The organism is Rhodocytophaga aerolata, assembly GCF_030503435.1.
In the GTDB taxonomy this organism is placed as follows: Bacteria; Bacteroidota; Bacteroidia; order Cytophagales; family 172606-1; genus Rhodocytophaga; species Rhodocytophaga aerolata.
This window is the reverse complement of the sequence record NZ_JAUKPO010000013.1, coordinates 103,099-130,084: the sequence shown is the minus strand read 5'-3', so window position 1 is coordinate 130,084 and position 26,986 is coordinate 103,099. Positions and strand designations below refer to the sequence as shown.

The following is a 26,986-nucleotide window of genomic DNA, read 5'->3' as shown; positions in this document are numbered from 1 at the left end:
CAGGAAGTACCCACTAGCAAATACAGTATACTTGCTGTAACCCCTACCTTCCAAATAATTCCTATAACAAATGAAGAGAAAATGTTCATTCCGGATTATCTACTGTTGTCTGACTATATAACAAAAGCTCTCCCTTTTGCAAGAAAGAGCTTTTGTTTCCACGGTACTTATCTAGTATCCTGGATTCTGGTCGGCATTAGTCAATGAGCTATTATTATCTATCTCTTCTAAAGGGATGGGCAGTAACTCATGTTTACCACTCTGAAAACCAGCAATAGGTTCGGCAGCAAGTTTACCTTGTTTACGCCACCGGCGGATGTCCCGGTTGCGGATTTGCTCCCCGGCTAGCTCTACCCTCCGTTCATGCACAATAGCCCGCAACATTTCTTCTTTTGTACTGGCTGGATACTGGGCTGTTGGGTAAAGCGGCATGGTAGCCCTGGCTCTTACTTGATTAATATAGGGTAATGCGGCAACTGGCCCGGTTAACTCATTTTCACATTCTGCCATCATAAGAAGAACGTCTGCATACCGGATGACCCGCATGTTTATACCAGACCTGGAATTTTCGGTATCCCGTTTGTAAATCATCTGGTATTTTTTCCAGCTTGGCTTGGTTACATCTCCCTGAACATCAGTGGTAGTTAAGGTTTTGGTATCGTTCGCAAACTGGTCGCCGATAAAGTAAAACGAACTTGCGCGGCGGGGATCATCTTTGGTAGCCCCATTAGCAACTGTTTCGAATTCAGCCACCAAACTGTTAGAGGGTATTACATTTCGCCAGGCATTCGGACCATACTCCTGACCACGGAAGGTTATTTCAGCAATTCCACTGCCATCTGCGTTCCATCCGCCACTATCACCGAAAGCTTCGGTAAACTGCACTTCAAATAAAGATTCGCTGTTGAACTCATTTTCTTCGCGGAAGTTTTCGATGAAGTTGGGTATCAGGCTGTAAACTCCTGAGGTAATTACTTCATTTAATAAGGGTCTGGCTTCTGCATATTCACCACGGAACATATGGGCTCGGGCGGCTAGTGCTTGTGCGGCTCCTTTAGTAGCTCTGCCAATATCCGATCCGGTATATCTTAAGGGAAGATTTTCTGCTGCATACGTCAAATCCTCAAAAATAACGGCATATACTTCGTCTTCTGAAGAGGAACGGGCTTTGTTATCTGCCGGTGCCGTAGCAACCTCTGTCATTAAAGGGACTCTTCCCCAAAGGCTTACCAAATCAAAATATGCCCATGCACGCAAGAATCGTGCTTCTCCTACAATACGGTTTTTTAGGGCTGGCGGAACCAGCACATCGTCAGCTTTTGGAACATTTTCAATAACCAGGTTAGACCGGTGAATCATCCGGTATAATCCACGCCATACTGCCAGAACAAGTGGATTTGAGGCATCAAATACATGGTTGAGTATCTGGCCTCTGGGGGCTTCCAATTGTGGACCACCCGACTGGTTATCGTCTGAAAGCAGATCGTGTAAAAAGAAGTACTCTCTGTTATACAGGTTATTCGCCTGCAACCCGGCGTACACTGCATTTACTGCTGAAAGTGCTTGTGCTTCATTTTTATAGAAAGTCTCTGTTGTTAAGTTGTTTGGATTCGTGTTTTTCTCTAAATCATCCTCATTACAGGAAGAAGCTACCCCAAAAACAGAGGCAATGGTTAATATAAACAGTTTATTTTTCATCGTATGTAATGTTAATTGCTACCTATGAATCATTAAAACCCAATTTGAATACCACCGAATATTGTTCTTGCCTGTGGGAACTGGCCGTAATCCACCCCATTAGATAGGGTTACATTATTGCCAGTTATATCCGAACGTACTCCTACTTCAGGGTCCCAGCCAGAGTAGCCAGTGAAGGTTAGCAGATTCTGTGTAGAAACATATACCCGGATGTTTAAAATAAATCCATTACCCCATGATTTCAACAGATCCGCTGGAAGTGTATATCCAACAGACAAGTTCTTCAGCCGCAGGTAGGAACCATCCTCAATAAACCTGGAAGATATTCTTGAATTTCTGTTCGGATCGTTGGCTATGGCTCTGGGCACATCTGTGTTGGTGTTCGTTGGTGTCCAGCGGTTCAATACGGCTGTTCCAGAATTAAACAAGCGGGTCATGCCCTCCAGGTCATAGAGGTTAGTATTTAAGATTTCATTACCGGAAACGCCTTGTATAAACAATGTCAGATCAAAATTTTTCCAGTTAGCTGTTGCATTTATGCCATAAGAAAAATCAGGCAGAAAATGACCAATGTTGGTACGGTCACTCGCATTTATAACACCATCGTTATTCAGGTCTACAAAGCGGATATCCCCAGGAGCGGTAGCATTATTCTGATAAGGAGTAGTAGAATTACCATCTAAGGCATTATCGTTGGTTATTTCCTCTTGTGTCTGGTAAATTTTATCTACTACCCATCCATAGAAATACGCAATGGGTTGGCCTACTTCTGTATAACTTACCGGATCACCTTCAAACCCAGGTCCGAAGATGGTATTTCCTGTACCCAGGTTGGTAAATTCATTTTTAATGAAGGAAATGTTACCGTTTACTGACCATTGAAATGCGCCTGCATTTTTGCGGTAGCCTACCATAAACTCTACCCCTTTGTTGGTCACATTTCCTACGTTTTCGGTAGGAGCCCCATCATATCCTAAAGAAGGAGGAATAGGCACAGGTAATAACATGTCGCGGGTTTCATTGCTAAACCATTCAAAGCTCGCTGTTAAGCGGTCTTCGAAGAATCCCATATCTAAGCCAACGTTGGTCATAGCTGTGCTTTCCCATTGAATATTGGTACTTGCCAAGTTCGTTACAGCATAGGCTGGCACTAAAGAAGATCCGGCAAACTTGTAGAAGAAATTTCCATTAACTGTGTTCAGATATCCGTAATCTCCAATTTGCCAGTTTCCTGTTAAGCCATAACTTGCCCGTAGCTTCAGATCACTAATAACCGGGACCGCATCCATAAAGGATTCCTGACTGATGCGCCAACCGGCAGACACAGAGGGGAACCATCCCCATTTTTTACCTGGTGCAAACCTGGAGGCACCATCCCGGCGGATAGAAGCACCTAACAGATATTTGCCACCAAAATCGTAATTGATACGGCCAATATAGGAAAGCAAGGCTGTTTCAGATCTGCTACCTCCAATATTAGGGGTTGTTGCATTTGCATTTACGATTGTAATATCATTAGTAAGGGCATTTTGTCCGCCTGCGTTTAAGGAAGTAAATACAGAAGTTTGCCTTTCTATAACGGCTAAGGCATCTATGGTATGGGCTCCAAACGTTCTGTTAAAACTTAACTGATTTGTAATAACGGGCGAAACATACGAATTTCTGGTTTGAGCAAGTGTTGCATTCGGAGAAACACTAAAATCGCCAGCATTAAAACTAGGAGTAAACGTTTCGTTGGTACTATAATTCATATCTAACCCCAGCTGAAAACGGTATTTCAACCCGGCAAACAGATCCACATCTGCAAAGGCAGTACCGAGTAGTTTAGTGTTCTGTGTGAGGTTTTTACGTAAGGTGGCATTCAATACAGGGTTTTCCGGATCTGAGCCATCTATCCGGTCTGGGGCACGGAAACCACCTGGCCGGCTTGCATCACGTACCGGAATATAAGGCACACTTTTAATCATGTGCTCCAGCTGCGATCTGCCACCACTAAAGGGTTCATTATTCTGATCAGTGAAAGCCACCGTTAATGTTTGCCCCACACTTACTCTACCTAATTTAAAGCTTGTATTTGCCCGGAAAGATGCCCGCTGAAAATCGGTTCCCAGCATAATCCCTTCCTGATTGAAGTAGCCTCCTGAAATATTGAACAAAGCATTATCAGTACCTCCACTTATGCCAATATTATAATCTTGTATGGGTGCTGTCCGGAACATTTCATCTTGCCAGTCTGTCTCAACATTGGCAAATTCTCCTAGGTTAGAGAAGCGGTCGGGCAGCGCAGCATTTGCATTTCGTAACAGATCGGTACCATAGGCAATATATTGGTCGCGGTTCAACAGATCTAATAGCTTCCAGGCTTGCTGTACGCCATAGTAGGCATCTGCTGTTATCTTTGTTTTGCCTCTAGTGCCTTTTTTAGTGGTTACCAGGATTACCCCATTTGCTGCTCTGGAACCATAAATAGCAGCAGAGGCCGCATCTTTTAAAACTTCAATAGATTCAATATCATTCGGATTAATCGCATTCAACCCCCCGGCAGGCACACCATCTATTACATATAAGGGATCGGTATTCCCTACCGTGCCTACCCCTCTGATACGTACAGTGGGGTTCGTTCCCGGAGCGCCACGGTTAGTAATGGTAACCCCAGCCGCGCGGCCTTGTAAGGCAGCATCCAGACTGGCGACTGGCAAGGCACTGATTTCTTCCGAAGAAACAGAAGAGATAGCCCCAGTTACTTTTGCCCGTTCCTGCGTTCCATAGCCTACCACTACCACTTCCGAAAGAGATTTTATATCCGGCACTAATTTTACATCAACAGTGGTCCGTGTTCCAATGGCTACTTCTTCTGTTACATAGCCTATGTAGCTAAAAACGAGCGTAGCATTTTCCGGAACAGTTAACCGGTAGCTGCCGTTGGCATCTGTAACGGTACCATTTGTGGACCCTTTTACAGTCACATTCACCCCTGGTAAACCTTCATTGGTTTCAGAAGTAACCCGGCCACTTACATTTACATCTGCTATACTGCTCAAGGTAAGTCCCAGCCTGCCCAGCCGGTCTACCATCAGGTTGGTGGGTGCAGAAACATCTGAGGTAGATTCCTGTAACTGATTGCTAATTTTCCGGATGTATTTGGTGTTCGTGTTGCGGGTAACCACATAAAAATTTTCTCTGACTTTCTTGAATTTCAACCCATTAGGATTCAGAAATTTGACTAAGGCTTCCTCAACATTTGTAAATTTTAATTTTTCATACCCTTCGATTTTTAAATCTGTTAACTCACTTTTATAAATAAAGGAAACTCCGTAAGTAGATTCCAGTTCACTGAGGATAAATTTGAGTGTACTGTTCTGATCAGCAGTTTGTGTTCTTACAGGCCCGGCTCCTCCTGCATTAAATGCCAGCGTTTGGGCTACGGCAGAGAAATGTAAACAGCCCAGTAAACATCCTAGACTGTACAGTAACTTGGAAAATCTTTTCATAGGCATCATATTCGGGTTTGCGGTTGGTTATTGGTTTTCTATAATAACTTTTTGATTATCTCTGGAAATTTTTAAGCTGAACACATGCGTAAGTCCTTCCAGCAACACCTCCACATTTTCAGTAGGGATAGTTCCGTTTACTTTTTGACTCAGCAGGCTAGTGTCGGCAACTTCTACTTCAAGGCCATAGGTATGTTCCAGCAGCAACAAGATTTCTGAGAGGCTTGTATTTTCAAAAATCATTTTCTTGCTTTTCCAGGAAGAATGGGCTTCAGGATTTACCTTGCGTTTAATATACGTGGTAGATAAGTTATCAAACTCCACTAACTCGCCAGGGTTCATTACCAGATGCTCTTCTGTGTTTTCATCCGGGCGGATATTCAGTTTAATTTTACCGGTGTTTAAAACAACCTTTGTTTTTTCCTCCCTTGTCAGCACATTAAAGGTGGTGCCTAGCACTTCTACATTAAAGTTATCGGAAGTATTTACTATAAACTTTTGATTTTCTGGCAGGTGTGCGATGGAGAAAAACGCCTCTCCATCCAGCCAGACTTCTCTGATTTCCGCCAGATGAAAATCCGTTTGATACTGCAGACTAGAGTTTCCGTTTAAGATTACCGTAGATCCATCTGGAAGTATAACAGTTTTCGTTTCGCCAAAAGCTGTTTTTTCCATGATGGTATCTGTTTTACTTGTGATCCAAAAGGCAAAAGCAAGTACCAATACACCTGTGACCACAGCGGCATATCTAGCCCATAATGGAAATACACTTGGATGCTTTTGACTTGTTTTTTGGGGTAGTACGCCCTCTGTCTTTTCTATATGTATTAATGGCGCAATGTCCGTTGCTTCTTTAGCAGCCATAATTTTTTCCAGTAGTTTTTCTGAATCGGTATCCGATATACACTGCTCTGAGCTGCTTGCGCCGGCTAATAAAAAGTCTTCATCTAGCTGGGAGCTCAAGTAAATTTGCCCTTCCGGAGATTTAAACCATTCAGCTACTACTAGCATTTCTTCTGTACTACACCTTCCTTGAAAATATCTGTTCAGTACTTCTGCATCCATAGGTATGTTATCTATAGCTAGGCTAATAAAAAATAAATCTTACACAGCTCTGGGCTTTGCATATAGAATACACATACCTGCCTAGAAAGTATTATAGGAGGAAAGAAAAAATTTTATTTATTCTGAGATTATTTCCATTCTCGGGGCTGGGATTGGATTCTTAGCGCAGAGCGTTGGTATTGAGGGAACTGGCGTACTTATTAAAAATCTCTTTTCAAATAGGTTTTTAATAACTTCGTTGCTTGCGAGAGTTGAAACTTTACTGTGTTGATTGAAATATTTAGTTTCTGGGAAATTTCTTGATTATTTAATCCTTTATAAAACCGCATTTTGAAAATACTCTGCCGTTGAGGGGATAATTTTTGAATGCCATTAGTTAAATGCATCTGATACTCTTTCAGCAACAAGTCATCTTCGGTAGTATTTTGACTTTCCAGTTGCCTGGCTCCTATTTCTAGCTGTTTTGCTACTGCGATTTTTTGGTTGCGTAGAGTATTTAGTAAATGATTTTTAAGCGTGGTAAACAGGTATCCTTTAACAGATAAGTTTTCATCTAGCTGATGACGATTAATCCAAAGCTTTACAAACACCTCCTGTACAGCATCTTCCGCTTGCACAGTATCCCTTAGGTACTTTAGGGCAATAGCATACATAGATTTGTGAAAATGGTAGAATATCTCACGGAATGCCTGGTCTTCTCCATTTTTTAATCTGGAAGTTAGTTGTTCATCTATATGTATATATTTACTCAGCAAAGGAAGGAGAGTTGAATGGTACTAAAGATACAAGGAATATCTGTGCTATGTTATAATAATAATTAAAAATATACAAAATTGTTCTTGAATGTATGCAAAAAGAAAAAAAATTATCGGTATTACTAAAAAAATACAACCATGATTTTGGTCCGATTACCTCCTTGGATTTGAAAGATCCGTCTTTACTTGTACTGGATTTGTCTGAAAATAATAAAGACTTACAGGGTAAAAATCTGGTTACTACTGAATCTTTTGAAGCGTATATTTTAGGATTGATGGCAAAATCTGGAGCAGAGGCAGCGGTAGGTGGATACAATGAAAACAGAATAATATACAGGAGAAGCTCCCATTTTTCTGGAGTGGAGAATAGAACCATTCATCTGGGTATTGATATTTGGGCTCAGGCCGGAACAGAAATTTTTAGCCCGCTTGAAGGTAAAATTCATAGTTTCCGCAACAATATAGGGTTTGGTGATTACGGGCCCACTATTATTACAGAACACCAACTAGAAGATATTACTTTTTATATACTATATGGCCATTTAAGTTTAGCAGATGTGGTTGCTCTCAGGAAGCAACAACCTATAGCCAAGGGCGAACTCCTGGGAAGAATTGGTAATTATCCGGATAATGGGGACTGGCCTCCGCATCTGCATTTTCAAATAATATCCGATATGCAAGGGTTAGAGGGTGATTTTCCTGGGGTAGCCACACCATCTTCGGCAAAGAATTATCTGGATATATGCCCTGATCCAAACCTGATTTTAAACATACCTAAACTACTGAATGATTGACATCCATAGTTAAAACTTGTTACTTTTTTAGGCGTTCTATTTCTTCCTGAAGAGCCATTATTAAGCCTTGTAATCGATCTAATGAAGGGCCTACTGAAGGTTCAGGCAGTGTATGGCTGATAAAAAGTTTTGCTTCCCATACTTCCAGCACTTCTTTTATGGAAACTTCCACAGAAGAAATGGCCGGGTTGTCTGAACTTAACAGCAAGGTTCCTTTTATTTTAACCTGATTATAGATACGTCTATATAAAATACCTTGTTTATGTATGACAATAATGTATTGCTGACCGTCTTTAATATCATACCAGTTATTTACAAATTGCCCAACGAGTACAGAACCGGGTTGTGAAAAATCGGCTCCTGCTTCAAAAGCTCTGTATTTGCCTGTAGGCAACAATGGTAATTGAAAAACGGGCAGTTGTTTTAAATATTCAGCATAGGCATAACTGCTCAAGTATTCAGCTATGTCTGTCTGCTTTACCCATTCTATGGTTTGTTTGCTCTTATCATTTGTTGTTGGTGGAGTGGTAGTAAAATTTGACGCTGGTGCAGACGAAGTAAAATGAGTTACTGGCGCAGGCTGAGGTACGTGAGTTACAGATGTCGGGACCTGTGTCGTTTTTACTGGTTGAAAAGCTATTTGCTGGGATACAGGACGAATATCTGGCTTAGGTTTTTCAACAGGTTGGTTTGAAGCAAAAGGTAAGCTATTGGAGGAAGAAGGCCGGTAGTATTTATCAAGTAAATCAGCTAATTGTTTGGGAGGCTCCGGTGTATCCTTTATGGCCAACTGCTGGGAAGGCTGTGGAAGCGGCACTCCCCTTGTTTCTTTTAGCGTTCGTAAATCGTTCTTTATCAGGTTATCTACAGTTGTGCCAAATATTTTAGCGATATTCATCAGGTTCTCCAAATTCGGATTTGCTCTGGCCTCTTCATAAGCACCTAACAACGAACGCTTTATACCAATTTTCCTCGCAAATTGCTCCTGAGTGAGGCCATTCATCCGGCGTAAATATTTGATATTATTGCTAACGGTAGACATAGTTTCCAGGAAAATTTCAAGTGTTTGTCAAAATTATTAGCCAAAATAATAATTTTTTTCAGACTCCCTAAATTTTACCGGATTTAATCCTATTTAAAGCAATATATTATCAACGGAATAGGCATGAGGAAGGGAAACGGTAAACGATGAACCTTTGCCAGGTTGGCTCTGCACCCGGATATTGCCTTTATTTTTTTCTACGAATTCTTTGCACAGCAGCAAACCTAGCCCATTCCCTTTTTCCATGGCTGTACCATTAGAGGAATACGTAGCTCCCAGATTAAATATGGTGTCTAACTTTTCAGGGCTAATTCCAACACCATTATCTTTAACACTTATGTGAAGGAAATTTTTGCTATGTTCAGCTACCACATTAACCACTCCGCCTTTTCTTGTAAACTTAACAGCATTTGATAACAGATTTCTGAAAATAACATGCAACATATTCACATCCGCTTTAATACAAATATGTTCATCTATTTCATTTTCAATGTGTACTCCTTTGCTTTGTGCATGACCTGTTAATAAGGTGATGTTTTCGTTGATTAAATCGCGCAGATTGATTTCAATCGGATTGTATTCTATGGTGCCAGTTTGTGAACGTGACCATTGAAGCAAATTATCCAGCAAGCCCAACAAATTCTTTACAGATTTATTCATGCTGCCAGCAAAATTTTTCAATTCGTCATTAGTAAAGGCATCTACATGATCATTGAGTAATTGCAAAAAACCCACAATGGTGTTTAATGGACTTTTCAGATCGTGGGCAATAATAGAAAAAAACTTGTCTTTTGTGTTGTTTACTTCCCGAAGGTATTGCTCTGCTTCCTGCAATTCTTTATTTGCCGATACTAATTGCTCATAATTCTGCATAAGTTCCTGATGCTGTTGTTTCAGAACTTTATAGGCATTTAGTTCCTTTTGGGCTTTGTTATAAAAATAGATAGCAAGCCCACTAATAATAAGTAGACTTGCTGTAAGAATAATATATATCAATATTGACATCTGCTCTAATAAGATCGGGTTGGTTTCAAATCAATAGACATCCTCAACCGGTATTCGTTCATTTGTTGTGACCACTGGCAGAACAAACCGGAAAACAGAACCTTTGTTTACTTCACTTTCAACAGTTATTCTACCTTTATTTTTTACTATAAACTCATTGCATAATATTAACCCTAAGCCTGTACCTATTTCGTTGGAAGTGCCATTGGTTGTATAACATTTATCTATCCGAAACAGCTTTTCCAAATCATCTGCACTCATCCCAATTCCGGTATCTTGAATAGAAATTTCAGCTTGGCCGTCTCTTAAAGTAGCCACTATGGAAACACTCCCCCCCTTATTTGTAAACTTAATAGCATTGGATAGAATATTTCTTAATGTAAAACTTATCATATTTCTATCTGCAAAAACGGCTAAGTCATTATTGATTTGCGAGGTAAGGCGTATATCTTTATTTTCAGCAGCAGGCGTTAACAAGCTTACTGTTTTGGTTATTACTTCATGCAGATTTATCTCTTCCGGACTATACTCCATCATTCCGGATTGAGACTGTGACCAATGCAATAAATTTTCAAGCAAATCAAGTAAATTATTCACAGATTTGTTCATATTTCTTCCAAAGTCTTTTAACTCATCTTTGCTAAAGCTGTCAGCATACTTGATTAATAATTGTAGTAAGCCAGTAAGAGAGTTTAAAGGGCCTTTCAAATCATGTGCAATAATAGAAAAGAACTTGTCTTTAGTAAAGTTTGTATTCTTTAATTTTTCCTCAGCAATTTTGAGCTGATTGTATTCAGTTTGCAGGCGATTAGTTTTTATTTTCAGCTGACCGATATTCTGTTCCAGTAAAAGATTGTTTTTTTTGTGTTGAGTATACATTCGATAGTAGTACAAAAGCCCCCCCAATGCTATCATTCCTATGCTAAGGAAAACAGGTATGAAAGATGAAGGCCATTGTATAAAGGCTAACACAGACATACCAGATAAGCTGGCTGTTTGTGCTGGTATGGTTTGAACTGTTGCGATAAACAAATTTAGTATGTTCATTGTACACTTTTGAACTAAGTAGCTAATTAGGAATAATGGCTACTAGTATCTTCTTAAGGAACCTTCCTTGTTTTGGTTGCTCATTTAACTAACTAATGTAGCATTTATTAATTAATGCAAACTCTTTGGAAATCGGTTTGCTAATTTTAGATGTAAGATTTAGTGTAAGCCAAGGTGTAAAACAGGTTTTAATAACTGGTCTCTTCCTACCTTACATGCATAATTTGCTTGTTTCAACGTCTTCCTAGCTAAATCACAGCTAGAACAGGCTCAAATCGAAAAATAACCCTATTTCATACATAACCTTTTTATTTTAATTTTTTTTAATGCTACCTCTCTCATCGCAATTGATTTTTCCGTTGTCTTCTAAAATTTGCCCCAGCCAGCTTAATTTTAAAATAATCGTATTTCCCCTGCAACAACTCAAATACTTCTTTCGCTTTAGTTGAATCACCAACTTTGTCAATAGCCTGTTCAATAATTTTTATTTCATGCGGGTTAATAAACTCAAAAATATCCAAGTCATATTCTTGTTCCCATAAAGTAGCTATATGCGATTGTATCGTAACTATATTGAGATTTCTTAGGCTGGCTATTTCTTCCAGCGTATGCCCTTGCTGATACATTTCATAGGTAAGCAAATAGGTACTTCCTTTTATCTTAGTGCCTTCCTGTGTTTGCGTAAGAACAAATTCTTTAATTTCTTTTAAAAAGGCATAGCCATATAACTCCATCTTCTTAGCACCTACCCCAGAAATTTGCGCAAACTGCTCTTTGTTACCGGGCCGTTTGTTGGCCATTTCTGCCAGTGAATTATCATTAAATACTATATATGGAGGTACATTTTGAGCATCTGCTATTTGCTTCCGAACTCTTTTCAACCTCTCCAGCAACTGATCCTGAAGCAGAGCGGCTTTTGACTTTTTGGGTTCTGCAGGTTTAGTTTGTGTAATTGGATAGGTTTCTGCTTTTACCAGCAAAACTTGTAAACTTCCGTTTAAAATTTTCTGGCTGAGTACACCTTTGTGTAACGCGTATTTCTGCTGATAGGCTACCTCCAGAATGCCGGTATTTACCATCTGTTGGAGATACTCCCGCCACTCATTGGTTTTCAAGTCAGCTCCGGCACCATAAGTTTTAACTGTATGATAGCCCTTCTCCATAATTTCGGCATTCCGGCTGCCACGCAATACATCTATCAACGTACCCATGTTCACTGATTCATTTAAGCGTATAACGGCAGAGAGAGCCTTTTGAGCTAATATAGTTCCGTCGAAACGAGTTCGTGGATTTTTGCATATATCGCAATTATGGCAATCTTCGGATAAATGCTCAGAAAAATAGTTCAGCAGAATTTTCCTCCTGCACAATAATGCTTCTGCGTATTGTTGCATACGCTCCAAACGGACCAATTGAAGTTCTAACCTTTTTTCATCATCGGTAGTTTTTGTTAAGATTTCACGCCAGGCGATTATGTCCCTGAAACTGTAGAATAAGATGGTATCTGCCGGTAACCCATCTCTTCCAGCACGGCCAATTTCCTGGTAATAACTTTCCATATTTTTAGGAAGATTATAATGTACTACCCACCGGACATTGGATTTATCTATGCCCATACCAAACGCAATGGTTGCACAAATAATCTGTATATCATCTTTCAGAAATGCTTCCTGCACAAATGAACGCTCCTTGGTTGCCATACCAGCATGATAATAGCCAGCTTTGTACCCGCTCCTTTGTAGTTTTTCAGCTAGTTCTTCACACCCATTTCTGCTCAGGCAATACACAATTCCTGCTTCACCAGCATGTGCATCCAGAAAATCCATCAGCTGAGTAAACTTTTCCCTCCCTGGCCGCACGGTTAAGCTTAAGTTTTTACGATCGAAGGATGAGGAAAAAACGCTTGCATTTGGTAAACGTAGCTGATCGAGTATGTCTTGCCTGATAAGTTTGTCAGCTGTTGCTGTTAGGGCAATAAGTGGTACCTGCGGAAAATCAGATTTCAGGATATGCAATTGTGTATACTCAGTCCGGAAATCGTGTCCCCAGCCGGAAATACAATGTGCTTCATCGATGGCAAATAAGTTTATGGGTAATTTTTTTAAAAACTGCTTACTTCCATTAGACAGAAGTTTTTCAGGAGAGATATACAGTAATTTAATATTCCCTTTTATGCATTGGTCTTCAATGTATATTTGTTCCTCTGTAGATTGAGAACTATTCAGGTATGCCGCCGGAACACCATTAGTTAACAGACTTTCTACCTGATCTTTCATTAAGGCTATTAAGGGAGAAACTACAATTCCTATCCCAGGCATTAACATAGCCGGCACCTGATAACAGATAGATTTTCCTCCACCAGTTGGCATTAAGACTAAAGTATCCTTGCCAGATAATACTTGCTCAATAATTTCGGCTTGCATTGGCCGGAATTTATCGTAACCAAAGTATTGCTTAAGTATATATTCGGGGGTATGGGTATCCAACATAATAATTTCTAGTCTTAACCTGAACATTAATTAACCCACCTCTTGTCAGCTGAGCAAATAGCTCAGCTTTTACATGATATAAGTAGACAGGTCTCAAAGTTCTCTGCTTTCTGTTGATCAGCAGTTGATTTAGGAAAATTACAGCTGAATTTGTTGGAATACAAGGTTTCATTCAGTTATAAGGCTACCAAATGAATAAAATGGAATGCACTGTATTATTTTTTGGCTAAGTACAAAGGGGATAAAAAGAAAAGTCCCACCGGCAGAAACCACCGGGGGACTTCATTAAAACAAACCACCTAAAACCTAAACTTATATGACTTTAATTATTTTGATCTATTTGTTTTTGTAAACTTTACTTCTGCTTTTCTGATCTGCTTTTGTTTACAATTCAAAATTACCACATCCACTTGAAAATAATATGTGCAATTCAGCTCTTATCCTACACGTATCAGTTTCTATCTATAATATACATAAGATCGGCAGCTAACAATTTCTTTGAAATTTAACAACTGTCTTACTTCTCTGCCTTCAAAAGAATAGAATTGGACTTTCTCAGTTGAGAAGAACAAATCCTATGCTTTATTCATAAAATTATATAACAAAAAGAATACCACACTAGCTAATATGGTTTTTAATTGACAATATTTTTTTTGTAGTGTTAGGAAACTGTTAATTTTTTATCCGGAGAATAATGGTAGAGCCCGTAAATTTATCTGTTAAAAATTGCTCTGGTTAATGATTTTAATAGAAATAGCACAGAAAAAATACACGAAACATACAAAAAAGCGGCAAAAATAAACTATAGTTTATTTTTGCCGCTCAATAAAAAGAAACACCTATTTACTTAAACATATTTTTTAACTTATTCAACTTTGATTGCAGATCGTTTTCTTCAGTAGGGGTGCTTTCCTTTTTAACAGATTTACCCGCAGCAGCATTTCCCTTCATCGATAAGGCAATTCTTTTTCTTTTTACATCTACTTCCATTACCGTTACTTCAACTTTCTGCTGCACTTTTACAACCTCATGTGGATTGGAGACATACCTGTCAGCTATTTCGCTAATGTGGACCAATCCGTCCTGATGTACGCCTATATCCACAAAAGCACCAAAAGCGGTAACATTGGTAACAATACCCGGCAACTTCATTCCAATCCGTAAATCTTCAATAGTATGCACACCTTCTGTAAAACTAAAGTTTTCAAACTGGGCTCTGGGATCACGGCCGGGTTTAGCTAATTCATTCATGATATCCTGCAACGTTGGTAATCCAACCGTATCACTCATGTATTTTTTGAGTTGTATACTTTTGCGTAAGGCTTCATTACTCATTAATGCCTGAATGGTGCAATTAAGATCCGAGGCCATTTGTTGCACAATTTTGTAGCTTTCGGGGTGAACAGCACTCCTATCTAAGGGATTTTCTGCATCCCGTATCCGGAGAAAACCAGCTGCCTGCTCATAAGCCTTTTCACCTAACCTTGGTATTTGCTTTAATTGGGTTCTGGAGGTAAAGGGTCCGTTAGAATTTCTGAAATCAACAATATTTTGAGCTAATTGTGGCCCCAGCCCAGAAACATAGGTTAGTAATTGTTTACTAGCCGTATTTACCTCAACACCCACTGCATTTACACAACTCATTACTACATCATCCAGGCTTTGTTTCAGTGCATGTTGATCCACATCATGCTGGTATTGGCCAACACCAATAGATTTAGGATCTATTTTTACGAGCTCTGCCAGTGGGTCCATTAATCGCCGGCCGATAGATACAGCTCCTCTAACGGTTACGTCATGATCCGGAAACTCCTCGCGGGCTACATCTGAGGCCGAATAAATGGAAGCACCACTTTCATTTACGACTAACACTTGAATAGATGAAGGCAACTTTAAACTTTTTACAAAACTTTCTGTCTCCCGGCTGGCTGTACCATTCCCTATGGCAATGGCTTCTACACCAAATTTCTCACACAGTTTAGTAACGGTTTCTCCTGCTTTGGCATATTGTTTTTGGGGCTCATTGGGATAAATAGCATCATTGTGCAAAAGCTTTCCTTGCTTATTTAACACAACCAGTTTGCATCCTGTACGAAAACCAGGGTCCAGGGCCAATACATTTTTTTGACCTAGAGGAGAAGATAACAAGAGTTGACGTAAATTATCTGCAAACACCCGGATGGCTTCTTCGTCTGCTTTCTTTTTAGAAGCCAGCCTCACTTCCGTTTCCATAGAGGGTTTCAACAAGCGTTTATAGGAATCTTTTATAGCTTGTTTCACCTGCTCAGCAGCGGCATTTCTAGCAGTAATAAATTGTCTTTCCAGACTGTCCAGTACTTCTTCTTCGGGAGGGGCCGTATCTAACATAAGAAACATTTCTTTTTCGCCCCGGCGCATGGCCAGTATTCGATGAGATGGAGCAGTAGTGATAGGTTCTTCCCATTCAAAATAATCTTTATATTTCTGGGCTTCCTCTTCCTTGCCAGGAATTACGCGTGTTTTAAACGTACCTTTGCTTAAAAACAATTGCCGCACAGATGCCCTGGCTTCTGCATTTTCGTTAATCCATTCGGCTATTATATCTCTGGCACCAGCCAATGCTTCTTCGCCGGTAGGCACTTCTTTTTCCGCATTAACGTATTTTTCAGCTTCCTCAATAAGATTACTGGATTCTTGTAAAAAAATTAGCTGAGCCAATGGTTCCAGCCCTTTTTCGCGAGCAATGGTAGCTCTGGTGCGGCGTTTTGGTTTATAGGGCAGATAAATATCCTCCAGTACCGACATAGTTTTGGCAGCATTTAACTGCTCTTCCAGGTCAGTTGTCCATTTTCCCTGATCTTTCAAGGTCTTAATAATACTTTCGCGACGTTTGTCTAATTCCCGCAGTTGTTCTATACGGTCGCGTATAGCAGCAATGGCTACTTCATCCAGGCTTCCGGTTAATTCTTTCCGGTACCGGGAAATAAAGGGAACAGTAGCTCCTTCATCTAATAATTCTACCGTGGCTGCTACCTGATTGGTTGTAATAGATAATTCTTGAGCAATTGTTAAATAATGATTGTTTACCATGAAAGGATTAATAAATTAATAGGTATTAAAACGAATGAAAGAAAGGTTAATTTTTGCCGGGATACTCAAACCAGACCAACGAGCCACTGCCGCCTGAAAGTTCAGCCCATGTTTTATCTACGAGCTTAATATTTACACAGCCGCAGGTTGGCAAGGTTCCAATTTCATCCTGGGTAAGATACTCTGCCAGGTATGTCAGGTTAGGGTTATGCGAAACAATTAATACTTGAGACAACGACTCCGGTAGCGAAGTGATAACACTCATCAGATTCCGCATGGAGGTTTCATATAAACTTGGATCTGTTTTAATTTTTTCCCGCTCGTAGCCTACTTGCTCGGCAATTAATTGTGCAGTAGTTACTGTCCGGTTTGCCGGACTGCAAATAAGTATTTCCGGACACACTTGAAGGGATTTTAATTTAACGCCCATCCTGGAAGCATCGGCTATACCAGTACCAGTTAATTCCCGCTCTTCGTCAACCACCGCTGGTGAGTAGGGTTCAGCTTGCGCATGCCGGAGTAAAATCAAATGTTTAACCATTGGTTTGATAAATAAGTGTTATAAATACTGTACTCCGAGGAACTTGAACCTGCTAGATAATGTCAATAGATTGGAATGCAAGGTACCCTACAGGAAGCAAAAATAAATTAAAAAATAAAACCATAAACTGATTACTTAAAATATACGTTTGTTTTTTTTACCAGAATTTCGTCATATTTGGCGGATTATAAAATTTTAAAGCATCGATAGTATGTCAAAAAACTTAGTAATAGTAGAATCTCCGGCGAAGGCGAAAACGATAGAAGGTTACTTGGGCAAAGATTTCACGGTCAAATCCAGCTTTGGTCATGTCAGGGATTTACCTAAGGATAATAACGCAATTGATATTTCTAATGGTTTCAGGCCCACCTATGAAATCACTGCAGATAAAAAAGAAGTTGTTGCTCAGTTAAAGAAATTAGCCAAAGAAGCAGAAATTATATGGCTGGCGACTGACGATGACCGCGAAGGTGAAGCCATATCCTGGCACCTAAAAGAAGCATTGAATCTGAAAGATAGTGTTATCAAACGGATTGTTTTCCGGGAAATTACTAAAAATGCTATTTTAAATGCCATTCAATCTCCTCGTGCAATAGATATTGATCTGGTGAATGCACAGCAGGCCCGCCGCATTCTGGATAGAATAGTGGGTTTTGAACTATCTCCGGTGCTTTGGAAAAAAATTAAAATAGGCTTATCTGCCGGACGGGTACAATCTGTGGCAGTACGGTTAATTGTAGAGCGCGAGCGCGAAATTGAAGGATTTGAGTCCAAGTCTGCCTATAAAGTCGCCGCTCTATTTGATCTAGGAAAGGGTAAAACCCTAGCAGCTGAACTACCGAGCCGATTTGAGGATGAAAAAGAGGCCAGAGCTTTTCTTGAACGTTGCGTGGGCGCTGCTTTTTCTATCAAGAATTTAGAAACCAAACCTGCTAAAAAATCGCCTGCTGCCCCCTTTACTACCTCTACCCTGCAACAAGAAGCCAGCCGGAAACTTTACTTTTCTGTAGCACAGACCATGACTATTGCCCAGAAATTGTATGAAGCTGGAAAAATAAGTTACATGCGGACAGATTCTACTTCTTTATCGGAAGAAGCTATTCAGAAAGCAACGGCTGAAATTGAAAGTTCCTTCGGAAAAGAGTATATCCAGGTAAGAAAATATAAAACAAAGTCTGAATCTGCCCAGGAAGCCCACGAAGCTATACGCCCCACGGATTTCTCAGCACAGCGCGTAAGCGGGGATAGGAATGAACAACGGTTATATGAACTCATCTGGAAAAGGGCTATTGCCTCACAAATGGCCGATGCCCGCTTAGAGCGAACCACTGCTACGATTGCCATCAAACCTAAAGCTGAGTTATCGCTAGAAAAAGCTCTGCTTTCTAACTCTGGGGAGTTAAAAGAACAGCTGGTTGCCACTGGTGAAGTGATAAAATTTGATGGATTCTTAAAAGTATATATAGAATCTAGCGACAATGAAGATGAGGACGAAGAAAGCAAGGGAATGCTGCCACCGCTTACCATTGGTCAGGCATTAAATCTGAGTCAGATGAAAGCTACCCAGCGTTTCTCCAGACCGTCTCCCAGATATACGGAAGCTAGCCTGGTAAAAAAACTGGAAGAAATGGGTATTGGCCGACCTTCTACCTATGCTCCAACTATTTCTACAATTCTGAAACGGGGATATATTATTAAAGAAGACCGCGAAGGCAAAGAAAGATCTATTAAAGAGTTTGTGCTGCAACAAAATGCCATCAAAGAAGCATTAAATAAGGAAGTATATGGGGCTGAAAAAGCCAAGTTGTTCCCTACAGATATTGCCATGATTGTAAACGATTTTCTGGTGCAGCATTTCCCCAATGTGGTAGATTTTTCATTTACTGCCAAGGTTGAAAAAGAGTTTGATGAAATAGCCCAGGGACAGAAAGAATGGGTAAAAATGTTGGAAATATTTTACGATGGCTTCCACCGCCGCATAGAAGATACCCAGGAAATTCAGCGGTCCTCCGTTGGAAAGTCCAGAGAATTAGGCATTCATCCGGAAACAGGTGAAAAAATAAGCGTTCGGCTGGCAAAATTCGGACCAGTCGTACAGATTGGAGAAGCAGAAGAAGATAAAAAACCGCGGTATGCGAACCTGAAGAAAGGCCAGATGATGGAAAGGCTGACCTTAGAGGATGCCTTGGATCTTTTTAAGCTGCCTCGCGAAGTGGGAATGTTGGAAGATAAACCTATGTCAGTAGCTATTGGCCGCTTTGGTCCATATATCCGGCACGACAATAAGTTTTATTCTATTGGAAAGGAAGACGATCCGTATAGTATTACTGATAGCCGGGCCATCGAAATAGTACTAAATAAACGAAAAGCTGATTCTGAAAAATTCATCAAAGAATTTGCTGAAAATCCGGAAGTTAAAGTACTAAATGGAAGGTTTGGCCCCTATATCTCCATTGGCAAGAAAAACATAAAAATCCCTAAAGATAAAGATCCTAAAGGGCTCACACTGGAAGAATGTTTAAACTTAGCAAAAAATGCACCTGAAAAGAAAGGCAAATTTGCTGCTAAGAAAAAAGCCAAATAAAAATTATTAAGAAAAAAGAACAGAAAACATATACATTAATTTATCTTTATAAGGATGTCTAAAAAAGTAGACATCCTTTATTTTTTACTATTTTTATGTATATTTAGTAAATTAGTTCTATTGGTAACAAGCTTAGTTTATTTAATACTTCGACCTGCCGAGCTTTATTAGCGAACATATTTCACTGCTGTCCTGCAACTTTGTAAGATTTCGGTGGGAGACTTAAAATAGAGAGGTCGGAATTATGATTACTTTTTGAGCAATGAGAAAAAAAATTGTTGTTTTATCTGGAGCCGGCATAAGTGCAGAAAGCGGAATTGCTACATTTCGTGATGCTAATGGACTTTGGGAAGGGCATGATGTAATGGAAGTTGCCTCACCGGAAGGCTGGAGCAAAAACAAACAACTGGTGTTAGATTTTTATAACCAGCGGAGGAAAAATGGATTAACAGCCCAACCCAATGCGGGACACCTGGCTTTGGCGCAGTTAGAAGAAAAATATAATGTGGTGATAGTTACGCAGAATGTAGACAACTTGCATGAAAAAGCCGGCTCATCAAATGTTATTCACTTGCATGGTGAACTATTCAAATCCCGAAGCACGCTAGACCCTTCCCTTGTTTATACGATAGATGGCTGGGAGTTAAATATAGGTGATTTCTGTGAGAGGGGATCACAGCTTAGACCGCATATTGTATGGTTTGGTGAAATGGTCCCTTTGATGGAACAGGCTATCCAAGAAGTTGCCCAGGCAGATCTGTTTATTGTAGTAGGTACTTCTCTAGCAGTATATCCTGCTGCCGGACTTTTAAACTATGTAGCTGCAGAAGTGCCCAAATACATTGTAGATGTAAAAATTCCTGCAGTAGTTCAACAGCCAAATCTGCATTTTATTGAAGAAATGGCCAGTACCGGATTGACGCGGCTTGCTCATCAACTGCTACATAATGCGACAGATTAGCTATAAAGTTGTTTACATTTAAAAAAAAGTTATATAAAAGGTAAACGGCTAATTGACTATTCTGCTCTTTTTTAGGTCTAGTTTGCGTAATTTATGAAAAGAAATAGTTTCAAAATCTGGTTTTTACAAAATTAAGCGCATTACAATTCCTGTTATTTTATACTTTTATATGGGTATCAAACAAAAATAACAAATATTTATACGTTGCTAAATAAGGTATTGTGCTGATTCTTAGCATATATTTATACAAATTGTATACCTATTAATGAATGAAACTTTCTACTGCTACAAATTTTGCATCTTATTTGCTAAAAAAAAGATATATGTAATTAATTGCCAGAATTAATCAGGCATCTATAAATAAACCTGGCTAATTTTATTTTATTAGAAATCAAAGACTGTTTTCACATTGGAAATCAAATACAAATTCAGAGATCTCAAAACGTATGCTTCTACAGAAACGTTTGAGGGTGATTCTAAAAAATACAGACGTGTTTTTGAGAACAAAGAAACCACTTATATCTACTGCGAATTGTCGTTTTATAATAAGCTATTCGACGAAGAGGACTGGAGTGTACAATTAGGCTTTAAAGCTTATTCAATAAAACCTAATGGTACCAAAGAAGAGCTTTGTTCGCTGAAGGTAGACCGACATATAAGAAAAGAAGAAAACATAGTACTAGCCCGCAATAGCTGGGGTATGGCCGAACAAGGTATGTTCTGGAAAAAAGGTGCATATGAATGGGAAGCATATATAGATGGCAAATTAGTTGGAAATAGAAAATTCTATGTTACGGAAGGTGGTTTGGTAAGCAATGACAGTAATCCGTATTTCAACTTCGATTCTATTAAAATGTATGAAGGCGGCTATGACGGAGTGCCTAAAGAACAGCGTAAATATTATACTCAATTTAATGGTTCAGAAACAAGATATATTTTTGCTGAATTCAACTTTAAAAATTTACATGTAGAACCTTGGCATTGCGAGTTGTTTTTTAATTTCTACAACGATGCCCGTCAATTAAAAGGAAGTACCTCCTATCTGAGTTTGATTTCTACTGATCCTGCAAACAACTTGATTAGTGTCACTACAGGATGGGGAGCTACCGATAAAAACACCTGGTTTAAAGATAAATACACGCTTGAAATTGTATTTATGGATACCCTGATAGCTATCCTTCCTTTTGAAGTTGGCGAATCCTGGGTGCAAGGCGTTCCCCAAGTATATGCGGGTGGTAGTCATTCCATGATGCCTTTGGCAAAAGTTTCTGCCCCTCAGGTAACCGAGGAGTCCATTGAAGAAGTAATGACCAATCTGCACGATATGATTGGCCTTAAAGATATTAAGAGCAAAATAAATGATTATACTTCTTACCTGAAGTTCTTACAACTTCGTCAGAAACAAGGCTTCGAAGAGAATAATAAAATCAGTTTGCATACTGTATTTACCGGAAATCCTGGTACAGGTAAAACAACTGTTGCCCAGATGTTAGGTAAAATCTATCACAAAATGGGTTTACTAACCAAAGGTACTGTAATGGAAGTTGGCCGTGTTGAATTGATAGGTAAGTACATTGGCCAAACGGCTCCGAAGGTAAAAGAGGTTATAGAGAAAGCAAGAGGAGGTATATTATTTATTGATGAAGCGTATTCATTGATGCGCAGCGAGAATGATGAACAGGATTTTGGACGCGAAGCTATTGAAGTAATTCTAAAAGAGATGTCTGACGGACCTGGAGATCTAGCAATTATTGTGGCTGGTTATCCTAAACAAATGCAGGTATTTCTGGATTCTAACCCAGGCTTGCGTTCCAGATTTAACCTGAGTTATCATTTTCCGGATTATCTGCCTCAGGAATTAATGGAAATTGCTATGATGAAGGCTGAGCAAAAGAATATAGAATTTGCTGAAACAGCCAGAGCCTATCTGTATGAGAAAATCATAGATGCATATAGGAACAGAAACCAAGCGTTTGGTAATGCAAGACTTGTAAATGCATGGGTAGAAGAAGCTAAAATGAATATGGGTCTGCGGGTAATCCGCTCCTGCGACTTGAGTACTCTAACCCAGGATCAACTGAAAACCATTGAACTGACGGATATTCAGCAGATGTTCAAAGGTACCAAAGGAGAACTGCCAGACATTAAGATTGATGAAAGACAGCTTCTGGAATCTATGGAGGAACTGAACGACCTGGTTGGATTAGCTAATGTTAAAAATGAATTGCACGAACTGGTAAAACTGGTAAAATTCTACAATGAATCTGGTAAAGATGTAATTCATAAGTTCTCTTTACATACCGTCTTTACTGGAAACCCTGGTACAGGTAAAACAACTGTAGCCCGGATTATGGCTAAAATATTTAAAGCCTTGGGTATTCTGGAACGTGGCCACTTGGTTGAATGCGACAGACAATCCCTGGTGGCTGGTTTTATCGGACAAACAGCCATTAAAACACAGGCAATGATTGATAAAGCCATTGGTGGCGTCCTCTTTATTGATGAAGCGTATTCCTTGCTAAGTGGTAGTGATAATGATTTTGGTAAGGAAGCCATAGAAACCTTATTAAAACAAATGGAAGACCGCCGGGGTGAGTTTATTGTAATTACCGCCGGTTATCCAAGCAACATGAACTACTTCCTGGAAGCCAACCCTGGGTTAAAATCCCGCTTCGATAAAGTATTACATTTTGACGATTACTCCGCAGAAGAATTGCATCAGGTGGCCGTACAGATGTTAAAAACCGAACATCTTACTCCCGATGAAACAGCAAATGAGCACCTGAAATTGTATCTGGATAACATTTATTCGAACCGCGATAAATTCTTCGGAAATGCCCGGGCAGTGCGTAAGATTATTCAGGGCGCAGTAAAAAAACAACACTTACGCATGGCCTCCATTGAAAGAGAAATGCGTACCGATGAACTGATTCATACACTATCGATCGATGATTTAAATGAGCTGAAGGTAGATACCAAAACTGCTACCGGAGGAATAGGGTTTAAATTATCTAAATAAACTATTCCAACACTCACACCCAAGGCTGCTGTTCACTGAACAGCAGCCTTTTTCTTTAAATGAAAGAAGGTAACTTCCACCTGTTATCCAAGGTATAATATAATTTGCCAGAAGCTATTTCCAAAGGAGAGTCTATATTATTGGTATATAATTGCCCGGTTCCTAATCCCTGAGGTAGAGTATTTTGCTGCACAGCTGTAAACTGGCTGATAGCATTTAATCCAATATTGGATTCTAAAGCAGATGTAATCCACCATCCAATTTGCCGAGCCTCGCATAATTTTATCCATTCAAGGCTATGCTGAAACCCTCCTAGCAAAGAAGGCTTTAAAATTATATATTGAGGTGTAATTTCATCTAAGAGCGAAGCCTTATCTTTATATGTCATTACGCCAATGAGTTCCTCATCGAGTGCAATAGGTAGCGGTGTTTGCCTGCAAAGCCTATGCATAAACTTTACCTGGCCTTGCCGGATAGGTTGTTCAATTGAATGTAACTCGAACTGGGAAAGTATGTCTAATTTTTGTAAAGCTTCTTCTGTAGAGAAAGCACCATTGGCATCTACCCGTAAAGTTACCTGCTCAGGGCTATATCTACTTCTGATGTATTCGAGTAAAGCACATTCTTTTGCAAAATCTAATGCACCAATTTTCAATTTTAAACACGTATACCCCTGTTCTAGTTTTAGATCAATTTGGTGCCGCATAAAGTCTTCTGCTCCCATCCATATCAGACCATTAATGGGAACTCCTGCTTTTCCATCGGTAAAAGGGCTAGGATAGATAATTCTGTTTCCACCATTTAGTAAATCCAGTAAAGCTGTTTCTATGCCAAACTGAATACTTGGATATTGGTTTCCTATCAATTCATTTAGAACAACGCTTATATCTCCACTAAACTCAAAATCACTTAATTCAGCACAAATATTTGCTAGATATGATTCATAATCTACTTTATCATCTATACTTAAGCCTTTCAGAACACTACATTCCCCTATTCCGTATACCTGGGGATTATCTCTATTCCATATTTTAACAAAGTAGGTATCCTTCTGAGTTAATACTCCTCTGGAAGTGCCAGCTTCAAACTTGAAGTGTAATGTATATTTTTGATAATCAGCCTTGATGAACATATATAATAGAGTTTACGAGTAAAATACAGGACTTGCTTTTTGATTAAACGAAACTATGAAAATTTATAAACATTTGGTGATTATTGATCTAGCTTTTCCACAATCAAAACCGTTTAATTAACTTTGATTCAATATATATTTTAAAGCGACAAACGCTACTAGTATGAAAGATAAACATGATTATTTCACGATAGATGCTGTTGTGGAAATTCCTAAAGGAAGCCGGAATAAGTATGAATACGATCCGGAGAGGAAAATGATCCGCTACGACAGAATGCTATTTTCCTCTGTTCATTATCCCAGCGATTATGGCTTTATTCCTGAAACCTTAGGTCTTGATGGCGACCCTATTGATGCCTTGGTTTTGGTAACTGAACCAACTTTTCCAGGTTGTCTGATAGAAGTGAAGCCAATTGGCCTATTCAAAATGTATGATGAAAAAGGACCTGATGAAAAGATCTTGTGCGTACCAGTAAGCGATCCTATGTGGAATTACATTGACGATTTGAGTGAAGTAAATTCACACTTAAAAAAAGAGATTGAACATTTCTTTCAGATATATAAAGAATTAGAAAAGAAAAAAGTGGGTATTGAAGGCTGGGATAGTAAACAAGCCGCTATCCAGATTATTAAAGATGCCCAGGTCCGCTTTCAGGACAAAAAAACATTAAAACTCAATTTCCTGAAAGGTATCGCTGATATGTAATAATAAAGGCACTCTACAAAGGGTGCCTTTATTATTTATAGTATTTAATTAGATAGCAATTGCTTATTATTTACTCCTGCATTACCGTAAAGCAGTAGCAAAACCGGAAGCTGTTTCTAATGAACTAAACGTATGAAAAATAGTTTCGCCAGGTTTTATATCAAAAGTAAATGTAAAATTCTGATCTGGTTTACCGCTAGCTATGGCCTTTGTTGTAAACTTTACTTCCTGAGTACCTTCAGGTAGCCGCATACGGGTGTAATAAATGCTGTGAGGAACAGACTGCCAGTTGCGCGTATCTGCTTGCTCGGTTATGGCGTTCACAATCCCTAGTAATGCGCCTGCTTCCTGATTTTCTTTCCGCAAGGTATACTCAGAAGCTTTTTTCATGGCTACGCGTAAAAGCGATTTGCTTACCTCCCATACCATCCGTTGATTTAACGTTTTAAAGGCAACTGCATTTACGTTTTCCACCATATCCAGATTAGCTACTTCTTCATTCCAGCTTAGCTCAGCATGCGAATATAATGTTGGCCGTTCTATGTATTTTGGGAAAACAATACGGATTAGTTCCAGCTGACTTAAGCCACTTTTATAATAGGTACTGTCATCCACCGGGAAAGCAAAATTCAGATTGAGCTCTTCATTAGAAAAATTTACCACTCCTGCTTGCCCTCGCATCAGCGTAAAATTGATACTGGTTTCCGCCTTTACCGGGCCAAGGCCATTATGCCATAGAAATACCAAATCGCCTTTTTTTCCCTTATCGGGTGTAAATTTCATGTTAAACTCTTTCTCATACCGATGTAAATCTTCGAGAAAATTGTTTTCATACGCTACTCTAAGCAAATCTTCTTTCAACTGTTGTGGCACTGGCATCTGAAAGAATTTCTGGTAATCTGTCTGATATATTTCAAGGGCATTCCGGTAGGCTACGAAAGCATTATTGGCGTCGCCATTGGCATCGTATATAATACCCATTAATGTATGAATAAAAGCATCCCGCTGGAATTTGTTATCGGAGGTGTATTTACTGCTGAGTTTGCTCAATTTAATATCCATCCGTTTACATTCAACCAACGCTTTCTCCTTATCCCCCATTTTCAGGTAATTGAGAGCTTTGTAATAGTTGATGAGCAACAATTCAAAGTCTTCTCCTTTGTAATCTACAATATTCGGATTGAGTAGAAAGGAGGCAGCTTCGTTGAAATAGTTTACTTGCAAATCTTCTCCTAGCAGATATGCCTTTTCAAAAAAAGCATTGCTTGCTTCATAGTTTCCCTGCATGGATTCAACTACACCCCGGTTCATATAGTAGATGAGCCTGGTTTTACGGGTTTCCGCTTTCTTATCTTTATCTAGCGCATTGGCAGCTTCTTTAAAATTACCTTGCTCAAAGTTGCTGTTAAACGTATAGATGGACTTGTAATAATTAAGGCAGGAAGTGCAAAAGAAAAGAATGAATGAATAAAGAATAATGGATACAAAATGTTTGTTATTTCTATAAAAAGAACCCGGGAATTTCATTGTCTGTTTTATTATAAGCTAGTGTTCAATAGATATAAACTTGAGCAAACATTATTCACTA

17 protein-coding genes are annotated in these 26,986 nt (G+C 39.3%); 5 read left to right on the top strand and 12 right to left on the bottom strand.

The window, feature by feature from the left end:
* Positions 1-171: 171 nt before the first annotated feature.
* The 4 genes from Q0590_RS20675 to Q0590_RS20660 form a co-directional block, all read right to left on the bottom strand.
* Complete coding sequence (locus Q0590_RS20675) at positions 172-1,698, bottom strand: RagB/SusD family nutrient uptake outer membrane protein (RefSeq protein ID WP_302039504.1); 1,527 nt, start codon at positions 1,696-1,698, stop codon at positions 172-174.
* Between the two features lie 32 nt (positions 1,699-1,730).
* Complete coding sequence (locus tag Q0590_RS20670) at positions 1,731-5,189, bottom strand: SusC/RagA family TonB-linked outer membrane protein (protein WP_302039503.1); 3,459 nt, start codon at positions 5,187-5,189, stop codon at positions 1,731-1,733.
* 27 nt (positions 5,190-5,216) lie between these two features.
* Entirely contained in the window at positions 5,217-6,254 is a 1,038-nt protein-coding gene (locus Q0590_RS20665; protein WP_302039502.1) for a FecR family protein, read from the bottom strand.
* A gap of 200 nt (positions 6,255-6,454) precedes the next feature.
* Positions 6,455-7,009, bottom strand: a complete 555-nt coding sequence (locus Q0590_RS20660) for an RNA polymerase sigma factor (RefSeq protein WP_302039501.1) — start codon at positions 7,007-7,009, stop codon at positions 6,455-6,457.
* 92 nt (positions 7,010-7,101) lie between these two features.
* Between Q0590_RS20660 and Q0590_RS20655 the strand changes: the two genes are divergently transcribed.
* Positions 7,102-7,803, top strand: coding sequence for a peptidoglycan DD-metalloendopeptidase family protein (locus Q0590_RS20655; protein ID WP_302039500.1), 702 nt, complete (start codon positions 7,102-7,104; stop codon positions 7,801-7,803).
* A 19-nt stretch (positions 7,804-7,822) separates the two neighbouring features.
* Here the strand turns inward: Q0590_RS20655 and Q0590_RS20650 are convergent, their stop codons facing one another.
* From Q0590_RS20650 to Q0590_RS20625, 6 genes are all read right to left on the bottom strand, one after another.
* Positions 7,823-8,845 (bottom strand): helix-turn-helix domain-containing protein, encoded by a 1,023-nt coding sequence (locus tag Q0590_RS20650; protein ID WP_302039499.1) that lies wholly within the window; start codon positions 8,843-8,845, stop codon positions 7,823-7,825.
* A gap of 93 nt (positions 8,846-8,938) precedes the next feature.
* On the bottom strand, positions 8,939-9,850 hold the full coding sequence (locus Q0590_RS20645; protein ID WP_302039498.1) for a sensor histidine kinase: 912 nt from the start codon (positions 9,848-9,850) through the stop codon (positions 8,939-8,941).
* 30 nt (positions 9,851-9,880) lie between these two features.
* On the bottom strand, positions 9,881-10,897 hold the full coding sequence (locus tag Q0590_RS20640) for a sensor histidine kinase (RefSeq protein WP_302039497.1): 1,017 nt from the start codon (positions 10,895-10,897) through the stop codon (positions 9,881-9,883).
* Between the two features lie 338 nt (positions 10,898-11,235).
* On the bottom strand, positions 11,236-13,386 hold the full coding sequence (gene recQ / locus Q0590_RS20635) for a DNA helicase RecQ (RefSeq protein WP_302039496.1): 2,151 nt from the start codon (positions 13,384-13,386) through the stop codon (positions 11,236-11,238).
* Between the two features lie 843 nt (positions 13,387-14,229).
* On the bottom strand, positions 14,230-16,455 hold the full coding sequence (locus Q0590_RS20630; RefSeq protein ID WP_302039495.1) for a Tex family protein: 2,226 nt from the start codon (positions 16,453-16,455) through the stop codon (positions 14,230-14,232).
* Between the two features lie 46 nt (positions 16,456-16,501).
* The gene (locus Q0590_RS20625) at positions 16,502-16,996 is read right to left on the bottom strand and encodes a SixA phosphatase family protein (RefSeq protein WP_302039494.1); all 495 of its coding nucleotides are present in this window, start codon (positions 16,994-16,996) and stop codon (positions 16,502-16,504) included.
* Positions 16,997-17,207: 211 nt separating this feature from the next.
* Here Q0590_RS20625 and topA point away from each other — a divergent pair, with 211 nt between their 5' ends.
* The 3 genes from topA to Q0590_RS20610 all read left to right on the top strand — a co-directional run bounded on the left by topA (position 17,208) and on the right by Q0590_RS20610 (position 23,560).
* The gene (topA, locus tag Q0590_RS20620) at positions 17,208-19,580 is read left to right on the top strand and encodes a type I DNA topoisomerase (protein WP_302039493.1); all 2,373 of its coding nucleotides are present in this window, start codon (positions 17,208-17,210) and stop codon (positions 19,578-19,580) included.
* Between the two features lie 262 nt (positions 19,581-19,842).
* Entirely contained in the window at positions 19,843-20,541 is a 699-nt protein-coding gene (locus Q0590_RS20615) for an SIR2 family NAD-dependent protein deacylase (RefSeq protein WP_302039492.1), read from the top strand.
* A gap of 409 nt (positions 20,542-20,950) precedes the next feature.
* Entirely contained in the window at positions 20,951-23,560 is a 2,610-nt protein-coding gene (locus Q0590_RS20610; protein WP_302039491.1) for an AAA family ATPase, read from the top strand.
* Between the two features lie 55 nt (positions 23,561-23,615).
* On the opposite strand, the gene Q0590_RS20605 is transcribed toward Q0590_RS20610, so the two are convergent.
* Complete coding sequence (locus Q0590_RS20605; protein WP_302039490.1) at positions 23,616-24,692, bottom strand: o-succinylbenzoate synthase; 1,077 nt, start codon at positions 24,690-24,692, stop codon at positions 23,616-23,618.
* Between the two features lie 163 nt (positions 24,693-24,855).
* Between Q0590_RS20605 and Q0590_RS20600 the strand changes: the two genes are divergently transcribed.
* Positions 24,856-25,398 (top strand): inorganic diphosphatase, encoded by a 543-nt coding sequence (locus tag Q0590_RS20600; protein WP_302039489.1) that lies wholly within the window; start codon positions 24,856-24,858, stop codon positions 25,396-25,398.
* 81 nt (positions 25,399-25,479) lie between these two features.
* Here Q0590_RS20600 and Q0590_RS20595 read toward each other — a convergent pair whose 3' ends face one another.
* Complete coding sequence (locus tag Q0590_RS20595) at positions 25,480-26,925, bottom strand: COG3014 family protein (protein ID WP_302039488.1); 1,446 nt, start codon at positions 26,923-26,925, stop codon at positions 25,480-25,482.
* Positions 26,926-26,986: the final 61 nt, after the last annotated feature.